29 protein-coding genes and 1 pseudogene are annotated in these 23,507 nt (G+C 71.5%); 27 read left to right on the forward strand and 3 right to left on the reverse strand.

Annotated features, from left to right (window positions below; all coding sequences use genetic code 11):
- Positions 1–523: 523 nt before the first annotated feature.
- Positions 524–616, reverse strand: a pseudogene (locus BL253_RS45595) (acyl-CoA dehydrogenase family protein); the annotation flags it as partial.
- A gap of 223 nt (positions 617–839) precedes the next feature.
- Between BL253_RS45595 and BL253_RS32390 the strand changes: the two are divergent.
- The gene (locus BL253_RS32390; RefSeq protein WP_241835335.1) at positions 840–1,295 is read left to right on the forward strand and encodes a GntR family transcriptional regulator; all 456 of its coding nucleotides are present in this window, start codon (positions 840–842) and stop codon (positions 1,293–1,295) included.
- Complete coding sequence (locus tag BL253_RS32395) at positions 1,292–1,858, forward strand: HD domain-containing protein (RefSeq protein WP_076821198.1); 567 nt, start codon at positions 1,292–1,294, stop codon at positions 1,856–1,858. The genes BL253_RS32390 and BL253_RS32395 overlap by 4 nt, the downstream gene beginning before the upstream one ends.
- Here BL253_RS32395 and BL253_RS32400 read toward each other — a convergent pair.
- Together BL253_RS32400 and BL253_RS32405 are read right to left on the reverse strand one after the other, a co-directional pair.
- On the reverse strand, positions 1,855–2,328 hold the full coding sequence (locus tag BL253_RS32400) for an NUDIX hydrolase (protein ID WP_076821200.1): 474 nt from the start codon (positions 2,326–2,328) through the stop codon (positions 1,855–1,857). The two genes, BL253_RS32395 and BL253_RS32400, sit on opposite strands and share 4 nt — an antisense overlap.
- Positions 2,325–3,095, reverse strand: coding sequence for a helix-turn-helix domain-containing protein (locus BL253_RS32405; protein ID WP_076821202.1), 771 nt, complete (start codon positions 3,093–3,095; stop codon positions 2,325–2,327). Before BL253_RS32405 ends, BL253_RS32400 begins: the two co-directional genes overlap by 4 nt.
- Positions 3,096–3,692: 597 nt before the next feature.
- Here BL253_RS32405 and BL253_RS41960 point away from each other — a divergent pair.
- From BL253_RS41960 to BL253_RS32530, 25 genes are all read left to right on the forward strand, one after another.
- Positions 3,693–3,899, forward strand: coding sequence for a hypothetical protein (locus BL253_RS41960; protein WP_131831623.1), 207 nt, complete (start codon positions 3,693–3,695; stop codon positions 3,897–3,899).
- Complete coding sequence (locus BL253_RS41515; protein WP_076821205.1) at positions 3,889–4,311, forward strand: DUF6284 family protein; 423 nt, start codon at positions 3,889–3,891, stop codon at positions 4,309–4,311. The genes BL253_RS41960 and BL253_RS41515 overlap by 11 nt, the downstream gene beginning before the upstream one ends.
- Before the next feature lie 47 nt (positions 4,312–4,358).
- On the forward strand, positions 4,359–4,703 hold the full coding sequence (locus BL253_RS32420; RefSeq protein ID WP_076821207.1) for a hypothetical protein: 345 nt from the start codon (positions 4,359–4,361) through the stop codon (positions 4,701–4,703).
- Positions 4,696–5,355: a transglycosylase SLT domain-containing protein gene (locus BL253_RS32425; protein WP_076821209.1), complete on the forward strand. Its 660-nt coding sequence runs from the start codon at positions 4,696–4,698 to the stop codon at positions 5,353–5,355. Before BL253_RS32420 ends, BL253_RS32425 begins: the two co-directional genes overlap by 8 nt.
- Positions 5,352–5,996 carry a hypothetical protein gene (locus BL253_RS32430; protein WP_076821211.1) on the forward strand — a complete coding sequence of 215 codons (645 nt, stop codon included), beginning with the start codon at positions 5,352–5,354 and terminating at the stop codon, positions 5,994–5,996. Before BL253_RS32425 ends, BL253_RS32430 begins: the two co-directional genes overlap by 4 nt.
- Positions 5,993–7,237, forward strand: coding sequence for a hypothetical protein (locus BL253_RS32435; protein WP_076821213.1), 1,245 nt, complete (start codon positions 5,993–5,995; stop codon positions 7,235–7,237). The genes BL253_RS32430 and BL253_RS32435 overlap by 4 nt, the downstream gene beginning before the upstream one ends.
- Entirely contained in the window at positions 7,234–7,488 is a 255-nt protein-coding gene (locus tag BL253_RS32440; RefSeq protein WP_076821214.1) for a hypothetical protein, read from the forward strand. The genes BL253_RS32435 and BL253_RS32440 overlap by 4 nt, the downstream gene beginning before the upstream one ends.
- A 131-nt stretch (positions 7,489–7,619) precedes the next feature.
- Positions 7,620–8,069 carry a hypothetical protein gene (locus BL253_RS32445; RefSeq protein ID WP_076821216.1) on the forward strand — a complete coding sequence of 150 codons (450 nt, stop codon included), beginning with the start codon at positions 7,620–7,622 and terminating at the stop codon, positions 8,067–8,069.
- A gap of 10 nt (positions 8,070–8,079) precedes the next feature.
- The gene (locus tag BL253_RS32450; RefSeq protein ID WP_076821218.1) at positions 8,080–8,808 is read left to right on the forward strand and encodes a hypothetical protein; all 729 of its coding nucleotides are present in this window, start codon (positions 8,080–8,082) and stop codon (positions 8,806–8,808) included.
- Between the two features lie 108 nt (positions 8,809–8,916).
- On the forward strand, positions 8,917–9,231 hold the full coding sequence (locus BL253_RS32455; protein WP_076821219.1) for a hypothetical protein: 315 nt from the start codon (positions 8,917–8,919) through the stop codon (positions 9,229–9,231).
- Positions 9,232–9,335: 104 nt separating this feature from the next.
- A complete protein-coding gene (locus BL253_RS32460; protein WP_076821221.1) occupies positions 9,336–11,759 on the forward strand; it encodes a hypothetical protein in 2,424 nt (807 codons plus the stop codon).
- A 22-nt stretch (positions 11,760–11,781) separates the two neighbouring features.
- Entirely contained in the window at positions 11,782–12,087 is a 306-nt protein-coding gene (locus BL253_RS32465) for a hypothetical protein (RefSeq protein ID WP_131831624.1), read from the forward strand.
- A gap of 95 nt (positions 12,088–12,182) precedes the next feature.
- Positions 12,183–12,605 (forward strand): NUDIX domain-containing protein, encoded by a 423-nt coding sequence (locus tag BL253_RS32470; RefSeq protein WP_076821225.1) that lies wholly within the window; start codon positions 12,183–12,185, stop codon positions 12,603–12,605.
- 90 nt (positions 12,606–12,695) lie between these two features.
- Positions 12,696–13,313 (forward strand): hypothetical protein, encoded by a 618-nt coding sequence (locus BL253_RS32475; RefSeq protein WP_076821226.1) that lies wholly within the window; start codon positions 12,696–12,698, stop codon positions 13,311–13,313.
- A gap of 210 nt (positions 13,314–13,523) precedes the next feature.
- Positions 13,524–13,790 carry a hypothetical protein gene (locus BL253_RS32480; protein ID WP_076821228.1) on the forward strand — a complete coding sequence of 89 codons (267 nt, stop codon included), beginning with the start codon at positions 13,524–13,526 and terminating at the stop codon, positions 13,788–13,790.
- Positions 13,787–15,415 carry a DNA cytosine methyltransferase gene (locus BL253_RS32485; protein WP_198946494.1) on the forward strand — a complete coding sequence of 543 codons (1,629 nt, stop codon included), beginning with the start codon at positions 13,787–13,789 and terminating at the stop codon, positions 15,413–15,415. Before BL253_RS32480 ends, BL253_RS32485 begins: the two co-directional genes overlap by 4 nt.
- Entirely contained in the window at positions 15,412–15,651 is a 240-nt protein-coding gene (locus BL253_RS32490; RefSeq protein ID WP_076821230.1) for a hypothetical protein, read from the forward strand. Before BL253_RS32485 ends, BL253_RS32490 begins: the two co-directional genes overlap by 4 nt.
- Positions 15,652–15,657: 6 nt before the next feature.
- Positions 15,658–16,146, forward strand: coding sequence for a single-stranded DNA-binding protein (locus BL253_RS32495; RefSeq protein WP_076821231.1), 489 nt, complete (start codon positions 15,658–15,660; stop codon positions 16,144–16,146).
- Positions 16,147–16,236: 90 nt separating this feature from the next.
- Complete coding sequence (locus BL253_RS32500) at positions 16,237–16,530, forward strand: hypothetical protein (protein WP_076821233.1); 294 nt, start codon at positions 16,237–16,239, stop codon at positions 16,528–16,530.
- Entirely contained in the window at positions 16,524–17,504 is a 981-nt protein-coding gene (locus BL253_RS32505; RefSeq protein WP_076821235.1) for a bifunctional DNA primase/polymerase, read from the forward strand. Before BL253_RS32500 ends, BL253_RS32505 begins: the two co-directional genes overlap by 7 nt.
- Positions 17,505–17,704: 200 nt before the next feature.
- Positions 17,705–18,004 (forward strand): hypothetical protein, encoded by a 300-nt coding sequence (locus BL253_RS32510; RefSeq protein ID WP_131831625.1) that lies wholly within the window; start codon positions 17,705–17,707, stop codon positions 18,002–18,004.
- Entirely contained in the window at positions 18,004–19,845 is a 1,842-nt protein-coding gene (locus tag BL253_RS32515) for a DNA polymerase (RefSeq protein WP_076821239.1), read from the forward strand. The genes BL253_RS32510 and BL253_RS32515 overlap by 1 nt, the downstream gene beginning before the upstream one ends.
- The gene (locus BL253_RS32520; protein WP_081438915.1) at positions 19,842–21,443 is read left to right on the forward strand and encodes a YfjI family protein; all 1,602 of its coding nucleotides are present in this window, start codon (positions 19,842–19,844) and stop codon (positions 21,441–21,443) included. The genes BL253_RS32515 and BL253_RS32520 overlap by 4 nt, the downstream gene beginning before the upstream one ends.
- Positions 21,444–21,692: 249 nt before the next feature.
- Positions 21,693–21,980: a helix-turn-helix transcriptional regulator gene (locus BL253_RS32525; RefSeq protein ID WP_116438911.1), complete on the forward strand. Its 288-nt coding sequence runs from the start codon at positions 21,693–21,695 to the stop codon at positions 21,978–21,980.
- Positions 21,977–23,473 (forward strand): tyrosine-type recombinase/integrase, encoded by a 1,497-nt coding sequence (locus BL253_RS32530; protein ID WP_076821240.1) that lies wholly within the window; start codon positions 21,977–21,979, stop codon positions 23,471–23,473. Before BL253_RS32525 ends, BL253_RS32530 begins: the two co-directional genes overlap by 4 nt.
- Positions 23,474–23,507: the final 34 nt, after the last annotated feature.

Genomic DNA, 23,507 nt, shown 5'->3' on the forward strand with positions numbered 1-23,507 from the left:
CCTGCTCAAACGCGGCGAGCTCGCCAACCGCCTGTTCACCGACGTCGACCACCTCGCCGGCCACATCCGAACCGGCCTGGGCCGCATCCAGCACCACCCACACCTGCTCGACGGCTGCCTGGCCGCCACCGGCCTGACCCTGGAACCAGCATGATCAGCGGAATCGACACCACGGATTAAAGCTCGTTAGTCCTTCTGGAGCTCGCACGGATCCGCGTGTCTCCGTTGATCTGTCCTCTTCTACGCCAGGGCAGGAAAGATCAACTGGAATGGACAGCACTGCCGGCGTCTGGATGGGATGTCAGCGCCCGAGTCGGTCCGGGGCGGTACCTGAGGTCTGGGCAACGCTCGTCGCGGAGACGCCTCACCGGCTCCGCCCGGTGCGGGTCTCCTCGAGCCTCAGCGTGACTGACCGCGGCATCGTGGCCGCCATCGCGGGCGACGTCGGCGGGACCGCTGTGGACTATACGTGGACTCGATCTTGGAACGTGGCGCGGCGCGGTGAGTGTCCGCTAACCACCGCTCAGCGAATGTGCACGCCAGAGATGGCCCGGGCAATCACCAGGCGCTGGATTTCACTCGTGCCTTCGAAGATTGTGTAGGTGTTCGCTGATCTTGATCAAGATGTGTCGTGACCTGCGGCGTCGCGCCGATGGGGGAGTCGGTCTCCGCGCTGGTCCGCACATGGACCGTGYGACGTCCCGTGACGGCTCGGTCGCGGCGGCGCCGCATGACTCGGGAAGCGGTCGCCCCCAGGTCGAGCCCGACGGCCGCCGCCGGGGGCGGGGGACGGATCATGGTGCTTGGCTCCAGGACCCTGGTCGGGGAGGATGGCGTACGTGACGGCACCGAACCCACTGGTGAGCCCGCGGGGCACGTTCGCGCGGATCGCCACTAGCCTGCGTAAGCAGATCGAGACCGGGCAGATCACAACGGTCCTGCCGTCTGAAGCCGAGTTGGTACGGGAGTTCGGAGTGTCGAGGACCACGATCCGGAGGGCCCTGAAGGCTCTCGCGGACGAGGGGGCCGCCACGTCCGTCCCCGGCGTTGGCTGGAGGGTCGGCCGGTCCGACTCGAAGCCGCTAGCCGAACGAGTGCTGACCGAGTTCGACGGCAAGGCGGTCGGCGATGACTTTCCATCTGAGCGACACCTGTGCGAGAAATACCAGGCTTCCCGCCCGCTCATTCGCAGCGTCCTGGCCAATCTTCAGGGGAGCGGATTGCTCACCACTCACCCGGGAAAGGGTCGGCAAGTGGCCGCACTGCCGACGCGTGATGAGAGGCCATCGACATGACGGTCTCCGATCTGGTGAAACAGGCATACGACCTGTCTGAATCGATGCTTGCAGACCCGTTGCCGAGGCGCTGGAACCACTCTCTAGGCGTTGCCCGTCGAGCTAGACAACTGCGCCCGGTCCTCGGCGCCGATTCGGACCTCATGGAAGCCGCCGCCATTCTTCACGACGTCGGGTACTCGCCATCCATCGCAATTGAGGGATTTCACCCACTCGACGSAGCGCGCTTCTTGCGGGTTCAGGACGAAATCCCCGACCGGGTCATCCGGCTTGTGGCCCATCATTCATGCGCCCTCCTGGAGGCGGAGGAACGCGGTTTGAGGGGTGCCCTTGAAAGTGAATTTCCAATGGAAGGTCCGGCACTTGTAGATGCCCTGATCTTCTGCGACATGCTGACAACGCCCGACGGTGAGGAAACGACCGTAGACCAGCGGCTGGACGAGATACGTGGGCGATAYGGACCTGACTCCATCGTTACCCGCTTCATTCTACGTGCGACGCCCGAGATTCGCGCCGCCATTTCCCGAGTCGAGTATCGACTAGCAGCGGTAGGCCAGGGCTAGCCGATGTAAGGCTCTGTACGTGTCGCGTCTAGGCCATGCTMGATACGCAGCCTCATGGAAGGGTGAATGTCTAGMCCGTTGAGGTCGGACGGTTTGACCCACCGCACCTCCTTTGATTCGCTACTCGTCTTCAGGCTCCCCCCGATCGGATGGGCCCTGAAGCATATCGAGAACTGCTGACGGACCTCGCCGTCGTCGTACTGAATGACATGTCGCGGGTTGGTATAGAGGCCGCTGATACCGTCGACCGCCACCTCGATGCCTGTCTCTTCCCGGACTTCGCGAGTCACTGTCGTGGCGATGCTCTCGCCGATTTCATGCCCTCCACCAGGGAGCGCCCAGAGGTCATTATCTGTCTTGTGGATCAGAAGCAGCCGCCCATCTCCGCCGCGAACTACGGCCGTCACAGACGGAACTACCGAATTTGCCTCAGGCGCGTTCGGCGCGTTGAAAAAGTCGATGCGACTCATATGTCACTTTCCAAGAGGTCTGTAGGTGATGAAATTTGGCGCCCTTGCTCCCAGACGCGCTCGATACTTTCCGCATAAGTATCGAACAGTTCACCCCCGGGGATGCGCTGGAGATGGGTCACCGGTGCTAGGTAGGCACCGACTCCAAAGACGTGGCTATTAGCAAGCAGCTCATCATCTACACGATAGATCGAGTTGTATAGCGTCGTCGAGTGAAGTCGGAACTCGACGCCAGGGAGTCCGAATAGCTTACCGTAGTTCATTAGGGCGTTACGAATCTTCGCGCCCATCGCAGGTCCTATCCCCTCGTCGGACCCCCGAACTGTGACCGCCATGCTATTCGGCTCACCGAGCATAAAACGGATGGGAACGCCGTCAGCGGACTTCTCCTTCACCACCCTGAGAAACGCTGCGTCTTCGCTCAGCCAGAATCCAGAGTAGGCGAGGACGTCGAACCGCCTTCGGGCCCGTGAGTACAGCCTGGGCCACAAGCTGTTGGGGACCACAGAACGATGCGGGTAGAGCTTCACCAGCTCGGCATGGCTGGTCTCGGTCACCTCGGTTGAGGTTCGCTCATCAGGCCAGAGGTATGAGACCTCGCACTGGAGTAGTGAGGCGACCTGATATTGAAACCGCCGGTACGGCTTTCGGTCCGGCTCCGTGATCCAGCGTTCAACAGTCTTCGCGGCGACCCCAAGACTTGTGGCCATGCCTTCCAAAGACAATCCGCGCTCCAAAATCATGCCCCGGAGACGTTCGTTGGGCATGGTMCCTCCCTGCCGCCCCCGAGGGACGTCCTGCCGTGCTTGGTACGACTTGGGACGACTCGGGACCCTAGCTAGTCGGCCGAGAGTCGTCCAGCGCCGGTGTAGATCGTCCGACGGATCAGCCGCAAGCTAGGAGCAACACCAAGCCGGCCGGGAGAACCCTCCCACCACGGGGCTTGACGCTGATGCGATACAGGTCTTACATGTATCGCGTCAGCAACGGCCGAAGTCGGACCCCGGCGCCCAGCCGCCAAGCAAGTGCGCCGGAGTCCTTGATCCGACCCCTGGAGGTCAGACCCGTATGAAGCATGCCCTGAACACGGTCCTGTCGGCTGACAACCTCGCGGATGCCACGGCGGAGGCCGTGGAGAAGTTGGCGCGGCGGGACGCCCAGTCGGGTGGTGGCAAGTGACGGCCTCGGTTGTGGTGGCCGGCCCGGGTTTCCGGGCCGGCCGGCCGGCGGACGCCGCCCGGGTCGCTGCGGACCTGTTGGACCTGCTGGGGGTTGCGGGTTCGCACGTGTATGTGTCGGTCCCTCCGCAGTCGGACCCACCCACCGCCGAATTGCACGTGCACCACGGGAACGAGTGGCGCCGGTTGACGGAGCTGCTGACCTGCGCGGCGGTCCTTGACCAGCCGTTGACGGCGAGGCATTACCGCGATGGCACGGCGACCGACATCAAGGCCGTGTGGACCCAAGACGGCGTGTCTGTCCAGCTCTGGGCGCTGTTCAGGAACCCGGAGGTTCTGGCGGCGACGGCGTGGGCGGGTCTGGGGCCGGGCGAGGTGTCTGATGCTGCCTGACCCGGAGCTTGAGCCGTCGGCGGCGGAGCTGGCTGCGATCGAGGCGGAGTGGCCGCTGATCGGCGCCGAGCTGGCCGTGACCGACGCCGAGGCGGCGATCGCCGCGGGGTGTGGTGGTGTGCTGGGTCGGTCCCGGCTCGCCGCGGCGGAGCGGCGGTTGGAGGCGGTGGCGGCGGGGTTCGTCTTCGACCCGGTCAGCGTCACCTACCGCCCGGCGGCCCAGGACGCTGCTGATCTGCCGATCGGCGGGGTTGGCCGTGGCAAGACGTCCGGCGCTGTCGCAATCGCCGCCTGGCGGCGACTCGTGCCCGCTGCCACCGCAATGGCCGGGCCGGCCAGGGCCAATTGCCCGGCGGTCGTCGTGTTCGTGGACGAGTGCCATGAGGTCTTGGCCGGTAGGGGTGCGGCATGAGGGCCGCGCCGTCCCGCCCCTGGTCTGAGCGGCCGTTGGAGCCTGCGGTGGTCACCGAGGCCGGCCGCGCCGACGACGCGATCCGGGCGATCAACCACCTGACGATCCGCGGTGACGGCGGGATCGACTTTCCCTCCGAGCTGGACCAGGTCATCCGGTCGTTGGCGGCGATGGTCGAAAAGCTGCCGCAGGCCCTGGACCAGTTGGCCGACATCGGCGACGGATTTACCGACCATGCCGGTCTGTACGACGACCGTGGCTTCAACCCGCACGGCACGATCCGTGCGGCCACCACGGAGCTCGCCACGGCGATCAGCGCTGTCGGGGTACTCGCAGCGCCGCTACGGCGGGCGGCCAACGAGCTGTCGCATCTCGGGCTCCGCGATGGCTGACCTTCAGGTGCCGATGTGGCTGCCGGTCGCTCTGGGCGTGGGTGCGGTGGTGGCGTGGCGGCTGGGCCGGCTGCTGGTCGCCGTGGCTCTGGTTGCCGCGCTTGCTCTCAGCCTTGGCGTCCTGCCCCGGCTGATCGGCACCGGGCCGCCGGTTGGYGGGCCGCTGGCGGTGGGTGCGCCGGTCCCGGCGGTCTACCGGCCGTGGATCGAGCGGGCCGGTTCGCAATGCCCACAGGTCAGCCCGGCATTGCTGGCCGCCCAGCTCTCGCAGGAGTCCGGGTTCAACCCCCGGGCCCGCTCCGCCGTCGGGGCGCAGGGCATCGCGCAGTTCATGCCCGGTACCTGGCCGTCGTGGGCGGTCGACGCCGACCGGGACGGGACTGCTTCGCCGTGGGATCCGCCGGATGCGATCACCGCTCAGGGCCGGTTCATGTGCCACCTCGCGACCGAGGCCGCCAAGGGCCTCGCGACGGGCCGGCTTTCCGGTGACGTCGTCGAACTGGCGCTCGCGGGCTACAACGCCGGCTTCGGCGCGGTCCGGGCCGCTGGTGGCGTCCCCTCGATCCCTCAGACCCGCGGCTACGTCCGCTCGATCCTGGCCGCCACCCACCTCTACTCGACGTCTTCGTCCTCTTCTGGAGTGCCGGCATGATCTTCGCGTTTGAGCCGCTGACAGCGGCCAGCGTCGGCCTTCCCGCTACGCGGGCGGTCGCCGCCGCGATACCTCTGTTCCTCGTGGCCCTGCTGATGTGGCGGCGGATGCTGCCCCGTCTCGCGGCGTGCCTGGCGCTGACCGCCGGGGCGACCCTGTCGTCCGGCTGGCTGCACACCGGCATCACGACCGCCGTCGGCTGGGCGACCGACCTGTTCAACGTCGTCACCCGTTCCACGGTCGGCGGTGTCGTCCCGGGCGCCGTCGCCCTCCTGCTCACCCTCTATCTCGTTCTCGCGCTGGCCCCGTCGTCGCGGACCCTGGATCAGCTTCGCGGCGAGTCGGCCCGCGGCGACTATGACCGCCGCGACCGGCGTCGCGGCACGACCGGCCGCGACCGCTACGACCGTTACGGCAGCGGCCGGCAGCGCAGCCGGTTCGCCAGCCGGTCTGGGCTGGCGTTCGGGTCGGGGCGGATGCCGAGCCTGCCGCCGAAGACGGCGGCGGTCACGGTCGCGCTGATCCTGCCGTTGGTCGTCGACACGATCCCCGGTGACCTCGGTGCGATCGTCCGCTCGCCGCTGAACATCCTCGGTGGGCTGGTGTCCTGGCCGCTGGCCGCCCTGTGGGGTGCCGCATGAGCCGGCAGACGTCCGGGGCGACGTGGTTCGAACGGGCCGCGACCACCGTCCTGCCCGTCGCCCTGGGTGCCGGGGTGTTCATCGTCGCGTTCATCCACGTGCATGACGTCGCGTGCTGGTCTGGGCAGCCGAGTTGGGCGTCCTGGCTGATCGCGATGACCGGTGAGGCGATGGCTGTGGCCGGGCTGGCCGCGATCACGTCGCGGCGGCGGGCGGACGCGCCGATCAAGTGGGCGGTGTTCGTCGTCGTCGCCGCGGTGCTGTTCTCCGGCGCCTGCAACCTCGTCGCCGTCCTGCACCGCACCGGCCCTGGCGACCCGCCCGGCACGGTTCTGCACGGCGAGCCCGGGGTGTGGGTCGGGCTGATGGCCGTCTGGCCCGTTCTGGCGTTCGGCCTGGTCGCTGGCCTCAAGGCCACCAAGCCACCTCACACCGACGACGAAACCCCGGCGGCCGATGTGCCACGGCAGACGTCGCCGGTCCGCGCGGCCGGGTACGGCCGTCTCTACCGCGACGGCGGCACCGCGCCCGACGGCGGGCACATGCCCACGGCCACCGCCGATCTGGCGGCCATCCGGGTGGGGGAGAACGGGACATCTGACCACGTCGGAGTGGTTGTCCCGGTCGCTGCGGCCTGGGCCCGAACGGGCCTGTCCGACGTCGATGACGACCTCGCCGGGCACAACGGCGAGCACAGCAACGGGCACACCGGTCAGTCGTCCCTACCCCCGCTGGGCACCCGTCCGGCGCCGGCCGCCGCGCCGGTTCCGGCGCCCCGCGAGCCCACCCCGGCGCCGGCCCGGCCCGTCGGAGACGTCACCCGGGAGGCGAGCGGGGGCGAACTGTGGGACGTCTACACCGACGCTGACGGTCGCCACCACCGCGTGCACGCCGGCCGCGACGACGACGCCACCCCGCCGCTCACCCTGGCGCCGGCCACCCCGCCGCAGCCGGAGCGGGCCGAGACGGCCGGGCCGCGGCTGCCAGCGGTGCAGTTCCGTGCCCCGGAGCCTCCTGCCCCGGCCGCCGTGGCGGCTACGGGTTCGGGCGCGGAGACGGACGTGTCGGATCTGCTCGACGACGGGCGGAAGGTCCGTGACGGGCTCGCCGCGGCGGGCCGGGCGCTGAACCGCTCGACGCTGCACGCCGGCCTCAAGGAGCGCGGCCACCGTGCCGGGACCCGCAGGCTTGACGCGCTGCTGCGGGAGCTGCGGGCCGAGCCGGTCGGGGCGGGCCGGTGAGCCCGGCCCGGGGCCGCCCGGCGGGCCGGACGGCGATCGAGGACCGGTGGGCGCGGCGGCGGGCGACCTACGTCACCCGCCGGGGGCGGGCCACGACCCCGGCCGGGCGGCTGATGGCGGCGGCGGACTACCTGCGCGGCGCACTCGGTGACGTCCCGCCCGGCCAGGCCCACAAGGTGGGCGGCGACGCCGCGGCCCATCTGGCCTACCTCGCGGAGATGCTGCGCCGCGAACAGATCGGCCGGGAGTAACCGTGCGTGCAACTCCGGAAACTCCGGAAACTCCGGTGGTCGCGGCGGCGGGCCGCCGGGGGAGGGGTCACTACGCGCGCGCGTACGCGCGCGAGGCCGCTGGCCGGAGTTTCCGGAGTTCCGCTCTCGCGGTGCCGGTGGCGGTGGGTGACCGGGGCTGGCCGCCGCTGGTCGCCCCGCCGGCCCCGCCGGTCGCCCTGTGGCGCTACGCCGCCGACGCCCCGTGGTGCGCCCCGTATGCCCTGCGGCTACGCCGCGCCGGCATGGCCTACGCCGCCCTGATCGCCCTGCCGGTCGCCGCCGGTGCCTACAGCGCCGCCTGGCTCGCCCAGACGGCCGGCGGAATCGGGGGTGACTGGCTTCCCGAGACCGGCGATGGCCGGTGGCGGCGCTGGCTGGCCGCCCACCCACCCGCACTCGCCGACCTGATCGACAAGGCCGCGACGCTGCCCGCCGGCCGCCGGCCGGTAGCCGGCCTCGCGATCGCGGTCTCAGCGGTGGCCTACGCCGCCGTGTGGCTGATGGYCCGGCCCGGCCGGGTCGCGTACGCCGCCCTGTTCGTCGCCGTCCAACTGATCTAGGAGACCGACCATGGAACTGCTGATCTTGCTGTACTTCGCGTACGCGGTCTACCGCGCCGGCCTCGACGCGGCCGTCCGCAGCTACGCCCTCGCGCGGGGCCGTGACGTCACGATCGGCGAGGGCGACCGCCAGCGCCATTACGCCGGGTGGGCGATCGGCGCCGGGTTCGCGGTGTTCTTCCGCTCGCTGTGGGAGGGCTGGCGCGTTGCCTGGCCCTGGTCTCGCGATCGGGTCGCCGCTGTGCGCGCTCGCCGGGCCGCCCGCGGCCTACCGGCCGACGACTGGGACGACGAACCCGACACCGCCAGCCCCGACGACGACCCGGACCCGGACCCGGACGGCGACGACGCCCCCACGGCGGACCCGAACGACCCGGACGGCGACGGCAGTTTCCTGTGCGCCCGCTGCCGCCGCGACATCAGCGACCCCGAGACCTCCGCCCGGTCGCTGCCGGAGGGCTGGGTGTGTGGCGTGCACTTCCCGGACTACTGCGCGGCCTGCGGCCAGCCGGCCCGCGAGGGCGACCCGCTCGTGGTGGACCACGCCGCCTGGATCCACCGCAGCCACCTGGACCCCGACACGCCACCGCCGGACGCCCCAGCCGACCCGGCGGCCGGCGAACCGGCCGAGGTCGTCGACGAGGCCACGGGCGAGCCCGTGGACGCCGTCTGGGAGACCCCGTCCGCGACCGATCTTCCCGCCGCCGACTGGACGAAGGTCCACCACCCGGCCCCCTGACTCCCAAGGGCGCCGGAGTCGCTGGCGCCCTGTCCGACGGCGGGAGCGAAGGAGCCCGCACACCCATCCCAAAACCAGTCAGCCCACCTGCACATGAAGGAGATCCCCATGTCCACCACCACTGGCGAGGCCATCGACGTTGCGGGCGCGAAGGCGTACCTGACCGGCCTGCGCGGCAACATCACCCACACCGCGACGACCGAGATCGAGACACTGTTGGCCGGGCTCGCCGAGTTCGGGTTCGGCGACACCCAGGTCATCGGCGCGATCACCTCGACCCGCGACCTGCTGACCTCGGCGATCGCGCAGATCGACACCGCATTGAGTCGGCTGGGCGGTGTCCACTCGAACATCACTGAGACGGTCGCCGCCGCTGGTCACGGCCAGGCTGCCCGCAACGTCGCGGCCTACGAACAGCACTAACCCCACCCTCTGATCGCTTCGCGTGGTCCGTGCGTCGCTTCCCCGGCGCACGGGCCACGCGAAGCCCCCACGCGCGGCCTGTTGATGTGAAGGGAGAGCGCCTGATGGCACGGCCCACCGCCGATACGGCGGCCCCGGACAGCCGGATCGACCGGCTGACCGCCAGCGCGGCGGGCGCCCCCGACGCCGAAACCGCCATGGTCCACCTCGGGGCCGCCGTCGCCCTGGAACGCGCCCGCCGCGAGGACGCCGACGCCGCCCGCGCCGCCGCCGACCCGCTCGTCCAAACCCTGACGCTGCGGGCCAAGGCCGCGTTGGAGCGCGGCCAGGACGACCGCGCCGCCCGGCTGTTGGACGCCGCCCGCGCCGCCGCGACCCGCCGCCGCTTCGGCGCCCTGGCCGTGGCCGGCCACACCGCCCCCTTCGCCGTCCTCGCCACCCTCTGGGCCACCGCCGCAGTCACCACCCAGCTATCCCACGTCGGCACCGCACCCGCGTGGGGCTTCCTCTCCGCCGCCGGTCTGTGGTGGCTCGCCCGCGGCCGGCGCGCCGACTGGGCGCCACGGCGCTGGCTCGCCGCCTACACCCTGACCGTCGCCGTCGCCGGAGCGGTCTGGCTCGCCTGGACGACCACCACCGACGGCCCCACCCGCCTACCCCTCACCACCCTGTGGGCCGGCACCTACGCGCTCGCCGTCCCCTACTGGCGCCGCCACCACATCCCCAACCCCATCGACCCCGCCCCGGAACCTGAACTCGAGTTCGACGAGCCGGAGCTGCCGGCCATCGCCGAGGTGCACGAGCGGGCACCCGAGGTCGTCGACCTGTGGAACAGGTGGGTCGCCTGCAAAGGCGGCCCGGCCGAAGGCACCCGCCTGACCGACGGCGAACCGACCGCCGACGGCGAGAAATACCTCCTGCACTCGCGCGGCACCCGTTTCAGCCGGCGCGATCTCCAGAACAGCGCCTATCAGATCGCCTTCGCGCTGGGCATGAACGCCGCCCAGATCCGCATTGACGCCACCTCGACGGCCAACCCACCGCCCCCGCCCCACGAACCCGGCGAACACCTCGCCTGGCTGATCGTCACCCTCGATCGTGCCGCCGCCGCCGAATCCCTGACCTACCCCGGACCGGGGCCCTGCTTCGACCCGGCTACCTGGACGACCTACTGGGGCCGCTGGCCCGACGGGCAGCTCATGCCCTGGAACGCCTTTCACCCCAAGCTTGGGGTCCTGTCCGGCGCGATCCTCGCCGGCCAGGGCGGCGGGAAGTCCCGGCTGATCGAACAACTGTGCGCGACGTGGCGGGCCACCGGGTTCGTCACGGTCTGGATGATCGACCCCCAGGACGGCAGCTCGCTACCCACGCTCGCCGAATACGCCGACTGGCCCGTCGTCGGCACCGACCCGAAAAAGCTCAACGCGATGATGCGCGGGATCGACATCGTCGGACAGACCCGCACGAAGAACAACACCATCGCCAGCCCGCGGCGCAACGTCCACCCGGTCAGCCMCCGCATGCCTGCGCTGATAGTCGTCATCGACGAATGCCACATGATTTTTGACCCCAACCTGGTAGGCCAAGCGCAGGCCGCCATCAACACGCAAACCATCGAACGTGCCGTCCGTTCCTACCGAAAAGGCGGCATCGGCGTCGTTCTCGCCAGCCAGGACAGCGGCCTCGGTGTTTTCGGCGGTTCTGATGTGATGCGGTCCGGGGTCGTGAACTACAACTCCGTCGTCATGCGCCTCACCTCGAACATCGCCCGGAACCTCATTCCCGGATTCAAGGCCGACCCCACCGAACTCCCACCCCACGGCTACGCCYACTACACCGGGGCCACCGGCAGCCGCGACATCTACGGCCGGGCGTTCGACGCCGAACACGGCTACGACCTCCCCCGCGCCTACCGTGACGCCCCCCGCGGCGAACTCGAAGCGTCCATCCGCCGCCAACTCGCCGACGAACTCGGCACCGCCTACACCCGCCGCCACCACGCCTTCGAAGAAGCCACCGCCGCCAACGCCGCCACCCTCTACGGCGCCACAGAGCTGGACCCGGCACTCCTCGCCGAAATCGCCGCCGACGACCCCGACCTCGCCGCCGGCCTGACCGCGATCGCCACCGTCCGTGCCGCCCAACCCTTCCTCCCCGACCTCGACCAGCCCGCCGCCAAGCCCGCCGAACGGACCACACCCACCGGCACCACCCTCGTGTCCACCTGGACCCGCCAACTCGCCACCCCCGACGACGAGCCCGCCGCGGACTCCGACGCCGCCATGGCCGACGCACTCACCGGCGACGCCGAAACTCCGACCCCGGCCGGATATCCCTCACTCGCCACGATCGCCGGCCGCGACATCTACCAAGCCATCACCCGCGGCGTCGACAACCCCGCCGCCCTGATCTCCGAAACCGGCTACGCAAAAACCACCGTCTACGACCTCCTCAAAACCCTCACCGCCGACGGCCTCATCCACAAAACCCGCCGAGGAACCTACGAACCCGCCAACCCTGCCGCCTAACCCCAACCAGGAGGGCAATTCCGTGTCCGATCTCGCCGCTGATATGACGGCCCGCGAAATACAGCTCGCAGAAGCGCTCGTGCAGGTCATCGACTACACCGGCCGTGTCCTGCTGGTCGGCATGAGCGACTCCCCGCACTACCTGTGGGACAAGTCCAGCGACCTCGCCGACGCCGCCGCTCGGGTCGCCGAACTCCTTGACGCCGCCGACGGCCACGCCGGGCGCGACACCGGGATCCGACTACGCCCCGTCGCGAAGGCGGTCCGCCACTGGGCCAAGAGCTACCCGGCCGGGGTCGCTCTCTTCGGCGGCCGGGGCAGGCGATGACGGCCACCAGAAGCCCCGCGATCACGTTGTCCACCCTCATCGCCGCCGCCCTCTAACCCCCGCACGCCGCACACCCGAACCGAAGGAGCCCTGATATGGCCGACCGTGAGACCGCCTACCTGACCGCCGACGTCGTCGCGTTGTCCGACGCCGACGGTGTTCTGCACGTGCTGCTGATCCGCCGCGTCTACGACCCGCACGCCGGGATGTGGGCGCTGCCCGGCGGCCACGTCGACCCCGGCGAGGACGTGCAAGCGGCGGCGTTCCGCGAGTTCGCCGAGGAGACCGGCCTGCACGTCGTGAACCTGCGCCCCGTCGTCATCTGCTCGGACCCCGGCCGCGACCCCCGCGGCCGATACGTCTCCTTCGCCTACGCGACCTACCTATCCGGCATGCCGACCCCGACCGCCGGAGACGACGCCGACGCCGCCCGCTGGGTCCCCGTCACCACCGCCCTCGCCGACGGCCTCGCGTTCGACCACGCCGACATCCTGCGCGACACCCTCACCCGCCGCTAGCGACGCCCGGGGCGCGGCGCCAACTCCGCCAAGAACCGCCGCCGCGCCCCGGCCCCACCCGCCCAGAAATCCGCAGGAAGGGACGCCCTCATGTATGACGAGAACGGCGAGTTCGGAGACCGGGCCGCCCAGATACTCATCGCCGCGATGCGCTCGCCCACGGGCATCGCCGTCAACACCAACAGCCGCCTTGAACGGGCCGCCGCCAACGACCTCGACGACAGGGGCCTTGCTCGTCTCGGTGTCGATGACCAAGCGGGCGTCACGCTCACCGCCACCCCGGCCGGCATCGCCGCCGCCCGCCGCTGGCTGGCCACCCATGACGACTCCGCCACCCCCGAAGGCAGCCTTACGCCGACCCCGTGGGCCGCGGTCTCCACCCGACCGAAGGACCCTTCGCCCGCACGCACCGGCGCGGCCCTGACCGCCCGTGAGGTCCAGCTCGCCGAGGCACTCGTCCGGATCGTCGACTACACCGGACGGATTCTGCTGACCGGCCTGGCCGACTCCAGCCCCCACTACCTGTGGGACAAGGCCCACGACCTCACCGAGGCCGCCACCCGCGTCGCGGAACTCCTGGACGCCGACGGTGCCTACGCCGCAGCGACCCCGGTCCGACTGCGCCCGGTCGCCGCCGCCGTCGCCGCATGGTCCCAGAGCTACACCGCCGGCAAGGCCCTCTTTCCCCGCCGGGCGCGCACCCGGTGACCTGACCAGGCCGCCCGGGGCGCGGCGCCAACTCCGCCAAGAACCGTCGCCGCGCCCCGGCCCCACCCACCCAGCAACCAGCAGGAAGGGAATGCCCATCATGTCGCACCCCACTCCCACCCCGGCGGCCTCCGGTGACGCGAACCCGGTCAACCGGACGTGCACGCTGTGCGGCGCCTGCGTCACCCTGCCGACGGCCGGAGTCAGCCGGTGAGCCGCGTCGCGATGACGAAGACCGAGGCGCGCAAGGTCGCCCGCCAGGCCCGGCAGTACGGCTACCAGGCCGACCTGTACCACCGGAACGGGTCGGTGCGCTGCCCGCGCTGTGAGCAGCGGATCGGCGCGACGCGGTACGAGAACCACTGGAGTGACGCCGGCCAGGTCCGGCTGCTGATCGCCGCGCTCGACAAGGCGGTCATCTCCCACCTGACGTCCGAGTACGACGACGAGCGGTGCCCGCGGGTGGGTGCCCGGTGAGCGGGCTGACGGCGCTGGACCTGTTCTGCGGCGCTGGCGGCAGCAGCACGGGTCTGGTGGATGCCGGGGTGCGGGTCGTGCTCGCGGCGAATCACTGGCCGCTGGCGGTCGAGGTCCACGCGGCGAACCACCCGACGACGGAGCACGACTGCGCGGACATCTCGGGGACCGACCCGCGCCGCTACCCGGCCACGGACATCCTGTGGGCCTCGCCGGAGTGCACGAACCATTCGGTGGCGAAGGGCAAGCGCCGGGTGACGGGTCAGCTCGAGCKGTTCGGCGACGCGCCGGACCCGGCGGCCGAGCGGTCGAGGGCGACGATGTGGGATGTCCCCCGGTTCGTCGAGGCGATGGTGAACCGGGGCCGCCCCTATGCGGCGGTGATCGTCGAGAACGTTGTCGATGCCCGCTGGTGGGTCGGCTGGAACGGCTGGCTGCTGGCCATGGCCGACCTCGGCTACGCCCACGAGGTCGTCTACCTCAACTCGGCGTTCGCGCACGGCAAGGACTACGCCGGGGCCCCGCAGTACCGCGACCGGCTCTACGTCGTGTTCTGGCGTAAGGGCCTACCCGCGCCGGATCTGGACGTCCGGCCGCCGGCCTGGTGCCCGGCGTGCGCCGTCACGGTCGGCGCGGTGCAGGCGTGGAAGGACCCGGCCCGGCGGTGGGGCCGCTGGCGGGCGCAGTACGTCTACCAGTGCCCGGCCTGCCACGGCCTGGCAGAGCCGCTCGCCGTCCCGGCCGGGGCGGTCATCGACTGGACCGACCTCGGCCCGGCGATCGCCGACCGGACCCGCCCCCTTGCCCCGGCGACCCGGGAGCGGATCCGCGCCGGGCTGGCCCGCTACGGGCGGCCGATCGGCCTGCCGACCGGTGGGAACACGTTCGAACGCCAGCCCGGCACCCGGGTCTGGCCGCTCGACGGGCCCCGGCCGGTCATCACCGCCACCGGCGAGGCCAACGCGCTGGCCGTCCCGCTGCTGGTACCGGCGGGTGGGACGTGGAACGACGACCCGACCCCGGCGACCGTGCCCATGCGGGTCCGCACGACCCGGGAGACCGAGGCGCTCGCGACCCCGGCCGGGTTCGTCCTGCGCAACAACACCGCCCGCGGTGACGGCGGCCAAATGGCCTCGCCGTTCGACCAGCCGGTGCGGACCCTGACGACGGCTGGCCACCAGTCCGTGGTGACCGACAGCCTCGCCGTGCCCGTCGAGGCCCGCCCCGGCCTGCGGGCCCGGCCGACCGGCGGGCCGCTGCGGACCCAGACGACCCGCCACGAGACCGCGTTGGCGACCCCGGCGGACGGGGCGCTGCTGCTGCCGTACTACGGCACCGGCGTCGCCCGCCCCACGGACTGGCCCGCCGGCACGCTGACCACCCGCGACCGCTACGCCCTGACGACGCGCACCCCCGCCGACGTCCCCGACACCGAGGTCGACGGCTGCCGGTTCCGGATGCTCACCGTCGCCGAGATCGGCGCCGCGATGGCCTTCCCCGCCGACTACCGGATGACCGGGGCGTCCCGGCGCGACCGGGTCCGGATGTACGGCAACGCCGTCACCCCACCCGCCGCCCGGCTACTCGCCGAGCGGGTCACCGCCGCTCTCCGGAGCGCCGCGTGAACCCCAACCCGGCCGGCAGGGCCGCCCACCCCCGCGCCGTGTTCGTGGTCTCGTGCCCGGCCTGCCTCGTCCTCGACCTGGCCGTCGAGGACGAGCCCGGCGCGATCGACGCCGCCGGGGTCCACGACGACACCCACCACGGCGGCGCCGTGGTCGCGACCTACACGCCCGCGACCCGCCACACCCCCACCGCTCCCACGGCGGGCCCGGTGCCCGCCGACACCCGGAAGGACTGATCAGCCATGGCAGGCGAGACCACCCTCACCGTCGTCGGGAACCTGACCGCCGACCCGGAGTTGAAGTTCCTCCCGACAGGCGCCGCCGTCACGTCGTTCGTCGTCGCCTCGACCCCCCGCACCCTCGACCGGGCCACCAACGAATGGAAGGACGGGGAGCCGCTGTTCCTGCGGTGCTCGATCTGGCGCAAGCCTGCCGAGCACGTCGCGGAGTCCCTCGCCAAGGGCGACCGGGTGATCGTGACGGGCCGGCTCAAGCAGCGCACCTTCGAGACCCGCGAGGGCGAGAAGCGGACCGTCTTCGAGCTGGACGTCGAGGAGATCGGCCCGTCCCTGCGGTTCGCGACCGCGAAGGTCACCCGCGCCGCCCGCGGCACCGCCCCCGCCGGTCAGACCAGCCGGGGCGCGGCCTCCGACGGCAAGGCCAGGGATGGCGCGGTGGATGACCCGTGGTCGATGCCGGCCGGTGGCTACAGCGATGAGCCGCCGTTCTGACCTGCCCGGCTTGCCGTCCGGGTCGGCGGCCATGCCCCACGGCGCGGCTGGCCGCCGACCCGGCCCACCCTCGACAGGAGGTTTCCACCGATGGTCGACAGCACACCGGCCGACCCGGCCGTCGAGGTCGACATGGATCCCTACGCGGCCCGCGTCGAGGCAGATCTTGCCGCCGTAGCGGACGACCGGCGGCGGCTGGCCGCGCTGCTGGACACCGCCGCCGGCGCGTTGGCGACCGCCGAGGCGCAGCAGCGCCGGACACCGACCCGCCAGGTGGACTTTCCGGGCGCGCCGGACGACGTCGCGCTGTTCCTCGCGGACGCCCGCCGGATGCTGCGCGCCGCCCGCGCGCTGATGCCCGAACCCGAGGACATCACATGGTGACCGGACCGGGCGTCGCGCCGCTGGCCGCCGCGATCGCCGCCGCCGGGCGGGGCTGGCACGTGTTCCCACTGCGGCCGGGGGACAAGCGCCCGGCGTTCCCGGACCACGACGCCGACCACTGCACCCGGCGGGATCCCCGCTGCCAGGCTGGCCATGTCGGCTGGGAGGACCGCGCCACGGTCGACGCCGACCGGATCCGGCGGGGCTGGTCGACGGGGCGCCGGTACAACGTCGGGATCGCCGCCGGCCCGTCGGGTCTGCTGGTCATCGACCTCGACACCCCCAAGCCGGACCAGCTCCCCCCGCCGGCCGAGTGGGCCGCCGTCGGCGCGGGCTGCGGTCTCGAGGTGCTCGCGGTGCTGGCCGAGCGGGCGGCGGAGCCGTTCCCGGGCGAGACGTTCACGGTCGCGACCGGCCGGGGCGGGCGGCACCTGTACTTCACGATGCCGGCCGGCGCGCGACTGGGGAACACGAGCGGGAAGCGCGGCGGGGGGCTGGGTTGGCTGATCGATACCCGGGGCTTCGGTGGCTACGTCGTCGCCGCCGGGTCGACCGTGGCCGGCCGGCCGTACACGGTCACCGATGATCGACCGCCCGCCCCGCTGCCTCCCTGGCTGTTCCAGCGCCTGACCCCACCCCCGCCTCGCCCGGCCCGCCGGGCGGGCCGGGCCACGGCGCCGGCATCGACACGGCGGACGACGGCCTACCTCGACGCGGTAGTGCGCCATGAGACGGACCTGGTCGCCGCCGCCGAGGCCGGCGCCCACAACTGGACCCTGTACACGGCCGCGCTGGTCCTCGGCCAGTTCGCCGCCGCTGGCGCCTTCAGTACCGAGCATGCCGCCGATCTGCTGGAACAGGCAGCGGCCGGACACATCACCGGTCCGTGTGACTGCCACCGGTCCGGGGTGGCCGCCACGATCCGTTCCGGCCTGCGCGCCGGGGCCCGAAACCCCCGCACGGTCCCCGCATGAACCGCACCGGCCCAACCCCTCACCCCACCTTGCCCGCAAACGTGGCTCTACGGCCCGCTCAGCCCCTCGCCTACGGCCCCTCACAGTCCCCGTACGCCAGCGAGCGTCCCGCCGGGGTGATGGCCAGGGCCCGGCGCCACGGGCCGGCCATGGCCACCACAGGCCCGCAGTTCTCGAGCATTCGGGAGGTTCCCGCCGCCATGTCCACCCCTCRCCGGACCGGCCGGCCCACCCCGGTCGACCAGCTCTCGCTGTTCGACGTCGACGACTACACCCCACCCCTGCCCCCGGCGGTGCCCTACGCGGCGGCCGACCCGTCAGCGGTGAACCCCGGCCTCGCCGGGGAGCGCTACGACTGGCTCGCCACTCTGCTCCCCGCGCCGTCCCCGCTGGTCTGCGAGGTCCACCGGTGGCCGATGGTGCTCGCCGACCCRCCGCCGCTGTGGGTCTGCCCGGCCTGCGAACCCGGCCTCGGTGCGGTGCTGGCGGAGGCTGCGTGATGGCGACCTACCAGCGCACCCACGACGGCCACACCATGACCATCCACGCCCCCCGCCCCGGGGAGTTCGACCCGGCGGCGATGGCCGCCGACCTCGACGGGGAGGCGATCCTCGGCCTCGACGTCGAGACCCGCGCCATCCCGGACGCCGGCCCGCGGCACTTCGGCCCGGACGCCGGCCTACGCCTGGTGCAGCTCGGGACCGAGACGACGGCGTGGGTGCTCGACCCGACCGACCCGGCCCAGCGCGCCGCCGCCGTCGCGGTGCTCACCGACCCGGCCCGGCGGTTCGTGACCCACACCAGTTATGACGTGCTCGCGGTCTGGTCGGCGTTCGGGATCGGGCTGGGTCAGCGGGTCGTCGACACCCATCTGATCTCGAAGCTGATCGACCCGGACGAGCGCGCCGGCCACGGCCTCAAGACGCTCACCGCCGAGCACCTCGACGACGGTCTCGTCCAAGYCCAAGAGGCGCTGCACGCCCGGATGCGCGAGGCCGCGCCGACCGGCGAGCGGGCCGGGGAGCGGTGGAAGACCTGGGGATGGACCCACCTGCCCGCCGACGACCCGGCCTACGTCGTCTACGCCGGCCTCGACGCGGTCTACGTCCGCCGACTGCTACCCCTCCTGCTGGACCGGTGCGGCGCGTTCTCGCACCTGGTCCCGGTGGAGCAGTGGCTGGCCGCTCAGTCGACCGGCATCACGATCCGAGGCCTCGCCCTCGATCTCGACTACACCCGCCGGCTGCTGGCCGAGGCCGAGGCCGAGCACGACGACGCCGCCGGGCTGATCGAGGCGGAGTTGGGATGCCCGGCGACCAGCCCCCGGTTCGCCGACTGGCTCGACAGTGAAGGTGTCCCCGGCCCGCGCACCGCCACGGGCCGGCTTCAGGTCACCGCCGACACGGTGGCCGCACTCGGCCGGGACCTCAACGCCGGCCGGCTCGACGTGTCCGACCAGGTCCGCCGGATGCTCGACGCCCGCCGCCGGGTCGCGGCGACGTCCAACACCATCGCCAACTTGCGCTCGTTCCTCACCGCCGCCGACCAGRCCGGCCGGGTCCACCCGCAGATCAACACGCTGCGGGCCAAAACCGGCCGGATGTCCATCACCGGCCCAGCACTCCAAACGCTGAAGAAGGCCGACCCCCGGCTCCGCCACTGCTTCCAAGCCGACCCCGGCCACGTCCTGATCTCCTGCGACTTCTCCCAGGTCGAAGTCCGGGTCACCGCCGCCCTATCTCGAGACCCCGCCCTGACCCGCGTGTTGGCGTCCGGGGTCGATATCCACGATGCGACCTCACGGCTCCTGTTCGGCGAGACGTTCACGAAGGACCAGCGGACGTTGGCGAAGCGGGCGACGTTCGGGACGATCTACGGCGGCGGCGCCCGCGCGCTGATGAGCGCCACCGGCGCCACCCATGCCGTCGCCAGCGACGTCATCGCCCGCTGGCGGGCCGCCTACCCCGGCGTCGCCGCCTACTCCGCCCGCCTCGGCCAGGTCGACCCGGTCGTCACCGGCTCCGGACGGCGCATCCCCGCCGACCCCGAACGGCCCTACGCCAACGCGAACTACGCCGTCCAGTCCACCGCCCGCGACCTCCTGGTGACCGCCGTCCACACCCTCGTCACCCGCCACGGCCTGCACGACGCGTTGTGGCTGTTCGTCCACGACGAAGTCATCGTCCACGTCCCCACGGCCCGCGCCGACCAAGTCCGCGCCGACCTGCAGAACGCCATGACCACCACCTACCGCGGCATCGCCATCACCGCCGAAGCCGACATCCTCGGCACCCACTGGGGCCCTCTCCCCGACAACAGCGTCGCTGGGCGGCCCGCGTGACCGGACACCCCGGCGACCCCGCCGTCATCCGACCTTTGCGACCCGCCGAGCTCGCCGCCGACCCGGGCGACGGGCCGCCCTGGGAACTGCCCGTCCCGCTCAGCACGGTGCCCCCGCCGCCCGGCTTCCCGATCGACGTCTACCCGCCCTGGCTGGCCGACTACGTCCGCGCCGTCGCGACGTTCACCCAGACCGACCCCGCGATGGCCGGGGCCGTCGCGTTGGCCGTCCTGTCGACCTGCGCCGGGGGCCGGCTCGAAGTCGAGCCCCGACCTGGCTGGCGGGAACCGGTCAACCTGTTCCTCGCCGTCGTCGCCGACCCCGGCGAACGCAAAAGCCCCGTCCACGGCGCCCTCACCGCCCCCTTGCTGGCCGCCGAACGCACCCTGGCCGCCCGCGTCGAACCCCTGGCCCGGGAGAACGCCGCGCTCAAGGACATCGCCGGACGGGCCGCCGAACAGGCGAAGACCGTCGCCGCGAAAGCCACCGAGGAGGAGAAGCGGAAGGCACTGACCACCGAGGCCGTCGCGGCGGCGCTGGCCGCCGAAGCCGTCACCGTCCCCAACCTGCCACGGCTACTCGGCGACGACTCCACCCCCGAAGCCCTCATCTCCCTCATGGCCGACAACGGCGGACGCATCGCCGTCATCTCGGACGAGGGCGGCATCTTCGACATCTTCGCCGGCCGATTCAGCAGCGTCCCCAACCTCGACCCCTACCTGAAAGGCCACGCCGGGAGGCCCATGCGCGTCGACCGCAAAGGGCGTGACGGCGAGTTCATCCCCAACCCCGCACTCACCGTCGGCGTGATGATCCAGCCTTCGGTTCTACGCCGGTTCGGCGCCGACGCCGACCTCACCGGCCGCGGCCTCGCCGCCCGGTTCCTGTTCGTCCTCCCCGGCTCGCTCGCCGGCTGGCGCGACGTCAACGCCCCACCCGTACCCGCCCCGCTCACCGACGCCTACAACCACAACATCCAACACCTCGCGGCCACACTCGCGGAATGGGAAGACCCCATCGTCGTCACCCTCACCTCCGACGCCGACCAGGTCCGCACCGCCCACGCCGAACGCGTCGAAAACGACCTACGTCCCGGCGGCGAATACCACGCCATGCGCGAATGGGCCAACAAACTCCCCGGCACCACCCTCCGTCTGGCCGGCCTCCTCCACATGGCCCACCGGCCCACCGACGGATGGCGCCACCCCATCACCGCCGAACAAATGGCCGGCGCGGTCCAGCTCGCCGACGCCCTCGCCGCGCATTACCGCACCGCCCTACACGCCGTCACCACCGAACCCAACCACACCGCCGCCCTGAAAACCCTGCGGTTCCTCGCCGACCGGCAGATAACCACCTTCACCCGCCGCGAACTGCACCGCCGCCTCATCCGCCAACTCCCCACCGCCGCCGACGTCGCCGCCACCCTCGACGTCCTGACCACCTACGGATGGACCCGCACCCGCCCCGACGGACACCACCAACTCCACCCCCGCGCCGCCGACCTCCTCGAAACCGTTGACACGTTGACAACCAACATCAACGGCGCCTTTTCCGCAGGTCACAGCCCCGAAACCCCCGTCAACACCCCCCGCTGACAGCCGTTGACACCGTTGACACCCAACCCCCGCCACCCCGCCCGACTGTCAACACTGTCAACGCCTGTCACCACCCCCCGATGACAGCCCCGCACCCCCTCCGACCAGCACGAACAGACCGCACAAGCCCGATTGTCAACGTGTCAACGCCCATCGGCACCCGACACCGCCGACGACAGAACGCGGCCCCGGCGCAAAGCCTGGCAGCAACCGCCGGGGCCGCCACTCCCCAGAAGGAGCACCCCCAGCATGACGACCACCGCGGGTCGCGCAACCCGCACCCGTTCCAAGACCACGGTCCCGGACCACGTCGTAGGCGGGGGGACTGCATCCGACGCGACCCGCCGGGTGTTGCTGACGCTGGCCCAAGTCCTGGAGGAGCTTCAGATCCCGGAATCGACCTGGTACGCCTGGCAGGCGCAGGGCAAGGGGCCCCGGCAGGTGAAACTGCCGAACAAGCAGGTTCGGGTTGACCGCGCGGATCTCAACCGCTGGCTCGACGACAGGACGGTCGAACCGACGCAGGCGGCGGCATGACGAGCCTGCGCTCCAAGCCCACTGCCTCCTGGGAACGGGGRCCAACCACCTTTGAAGTCGTCGTATGGGCAATCCGCGTTCGAGAGAGGACGACTGGCAAGCGGTGGCAGGTGCGATGGACCGTCGCGGGGCGATCGCACCCGGTCACCGAGACCTTCCGCTCTTCTAAGTCGGCCGAATCCCGGCGGGCTGAAATTCTGACGGCAGTGCGTAAGGGCGAGGCATTCGACGTCGACACCGGCCGACCCGTGAGCGAGTTGCGTACCGCGGCACCACCCTCGCCGGCCGCGCGGACATGGCTCGCGGTGGCCCGCGAGTTTTGCGACCTGAAATGGGCCGAAGGCCAAGCCCCCGGAACTCGCCGATCCCTCGCGCAAGCCCTTGCGGCGGCAACCGCCGCCCTCTTCACGGATGAGCCCCCGGCACGGCTGGCCGAGCTCACTCGCGAGGCCCTCGTCTCCTGGACGTTCACGACCGGCGCCCGAAGCAAGGTCGGTACTGACGGTCGCCGTGTCGAGTTCGATCCGCCGGCTGGGTGGGCCGAGGTGCTGGGCTGGATGGAGGGCCACACCCGGCCGATCACCGATCTCGCTGACCCTGACGTGCTCCGCGCCGTCCTTACTGCCGTCGGGCGGAAGCTGGACGGCAAACCGGCGGCGCCAAATACGCTCACCCGTCGGCGCGCGGTGCTGGACATGACACTTGACCACGCCGCCCGCCGTGGCGATCTCGAAGCCAACCCGCTGGACGCCGAGGAATGGCGTCCAGCTCGAATGGTCATGATCGTGGACCGGCGGGTCGTCGTCGATCACCCACGMGCCGTGGCGCTGATGGCCGCGGTCCGCGCTGGCGCGGCGCCTCAGTTGGAAGGATTCTTCGCGGTCACCTACTACGCGGCCTGCCGTCCCGGCGAGGTCCAGGAGTTGCGCCGTGACCAACTGACCTTGCCGACGTCCGGGTGGGGTCAAGCCGCGATCGTCTCCAACAACCCTGAGGTGTCGCCCCGATGGGCTGACGACCCCAGCGAGCGGAAAGGCCGGGCATTGAAGCACCGTCAGCCAGGACAGATCCGGGTCGTGCCGCTGCATCCCGACCTCGTAAGTCTCCTGCGTCGTCATCTCGACCTGTACGGCACGGCGCCCGACGGCAGGCTCTTCCGGAGTACAGGCGGCCTGGCCGTCGCGAACGACACCTACCGCAAGGTCTGGGCGAAGGCTCGCACGCAGGCGCTCACCGAAGCCGAAGCGGCGTCCCCGCTGGCCGCGCGACCGTACGACCTGCGGCACGCGGCCGTGTCCAGGTGGCTGAACGCCGGGGTGTCCCCGCAGAAGGTTGCCGAGTGGGCCGGGCACACGGTGGCCGTCCTTCTGAGGATCTACGCGGCGTGCATCGTGGGGGAGGAGCAGCGCGCGATGCGCCTGATCGACGCGTCATTCAGCGCTGAAACCGGGACCACGAATGGACCGCAGGTAGCCGGAGATCACGAGACTTAGTGAGAGGCAGCAAGAGAGTCGAGGTGCCCTAGCC

The organism is Pseudofrankia asymbiotica (assembly GCF_001983105.1).
GTDB lineage: Bacteria > Actinomycetota > Actinomycetes > Frankiales > Frankiaceae > Pseudofrankia > Pseudofrankia asymbiotica.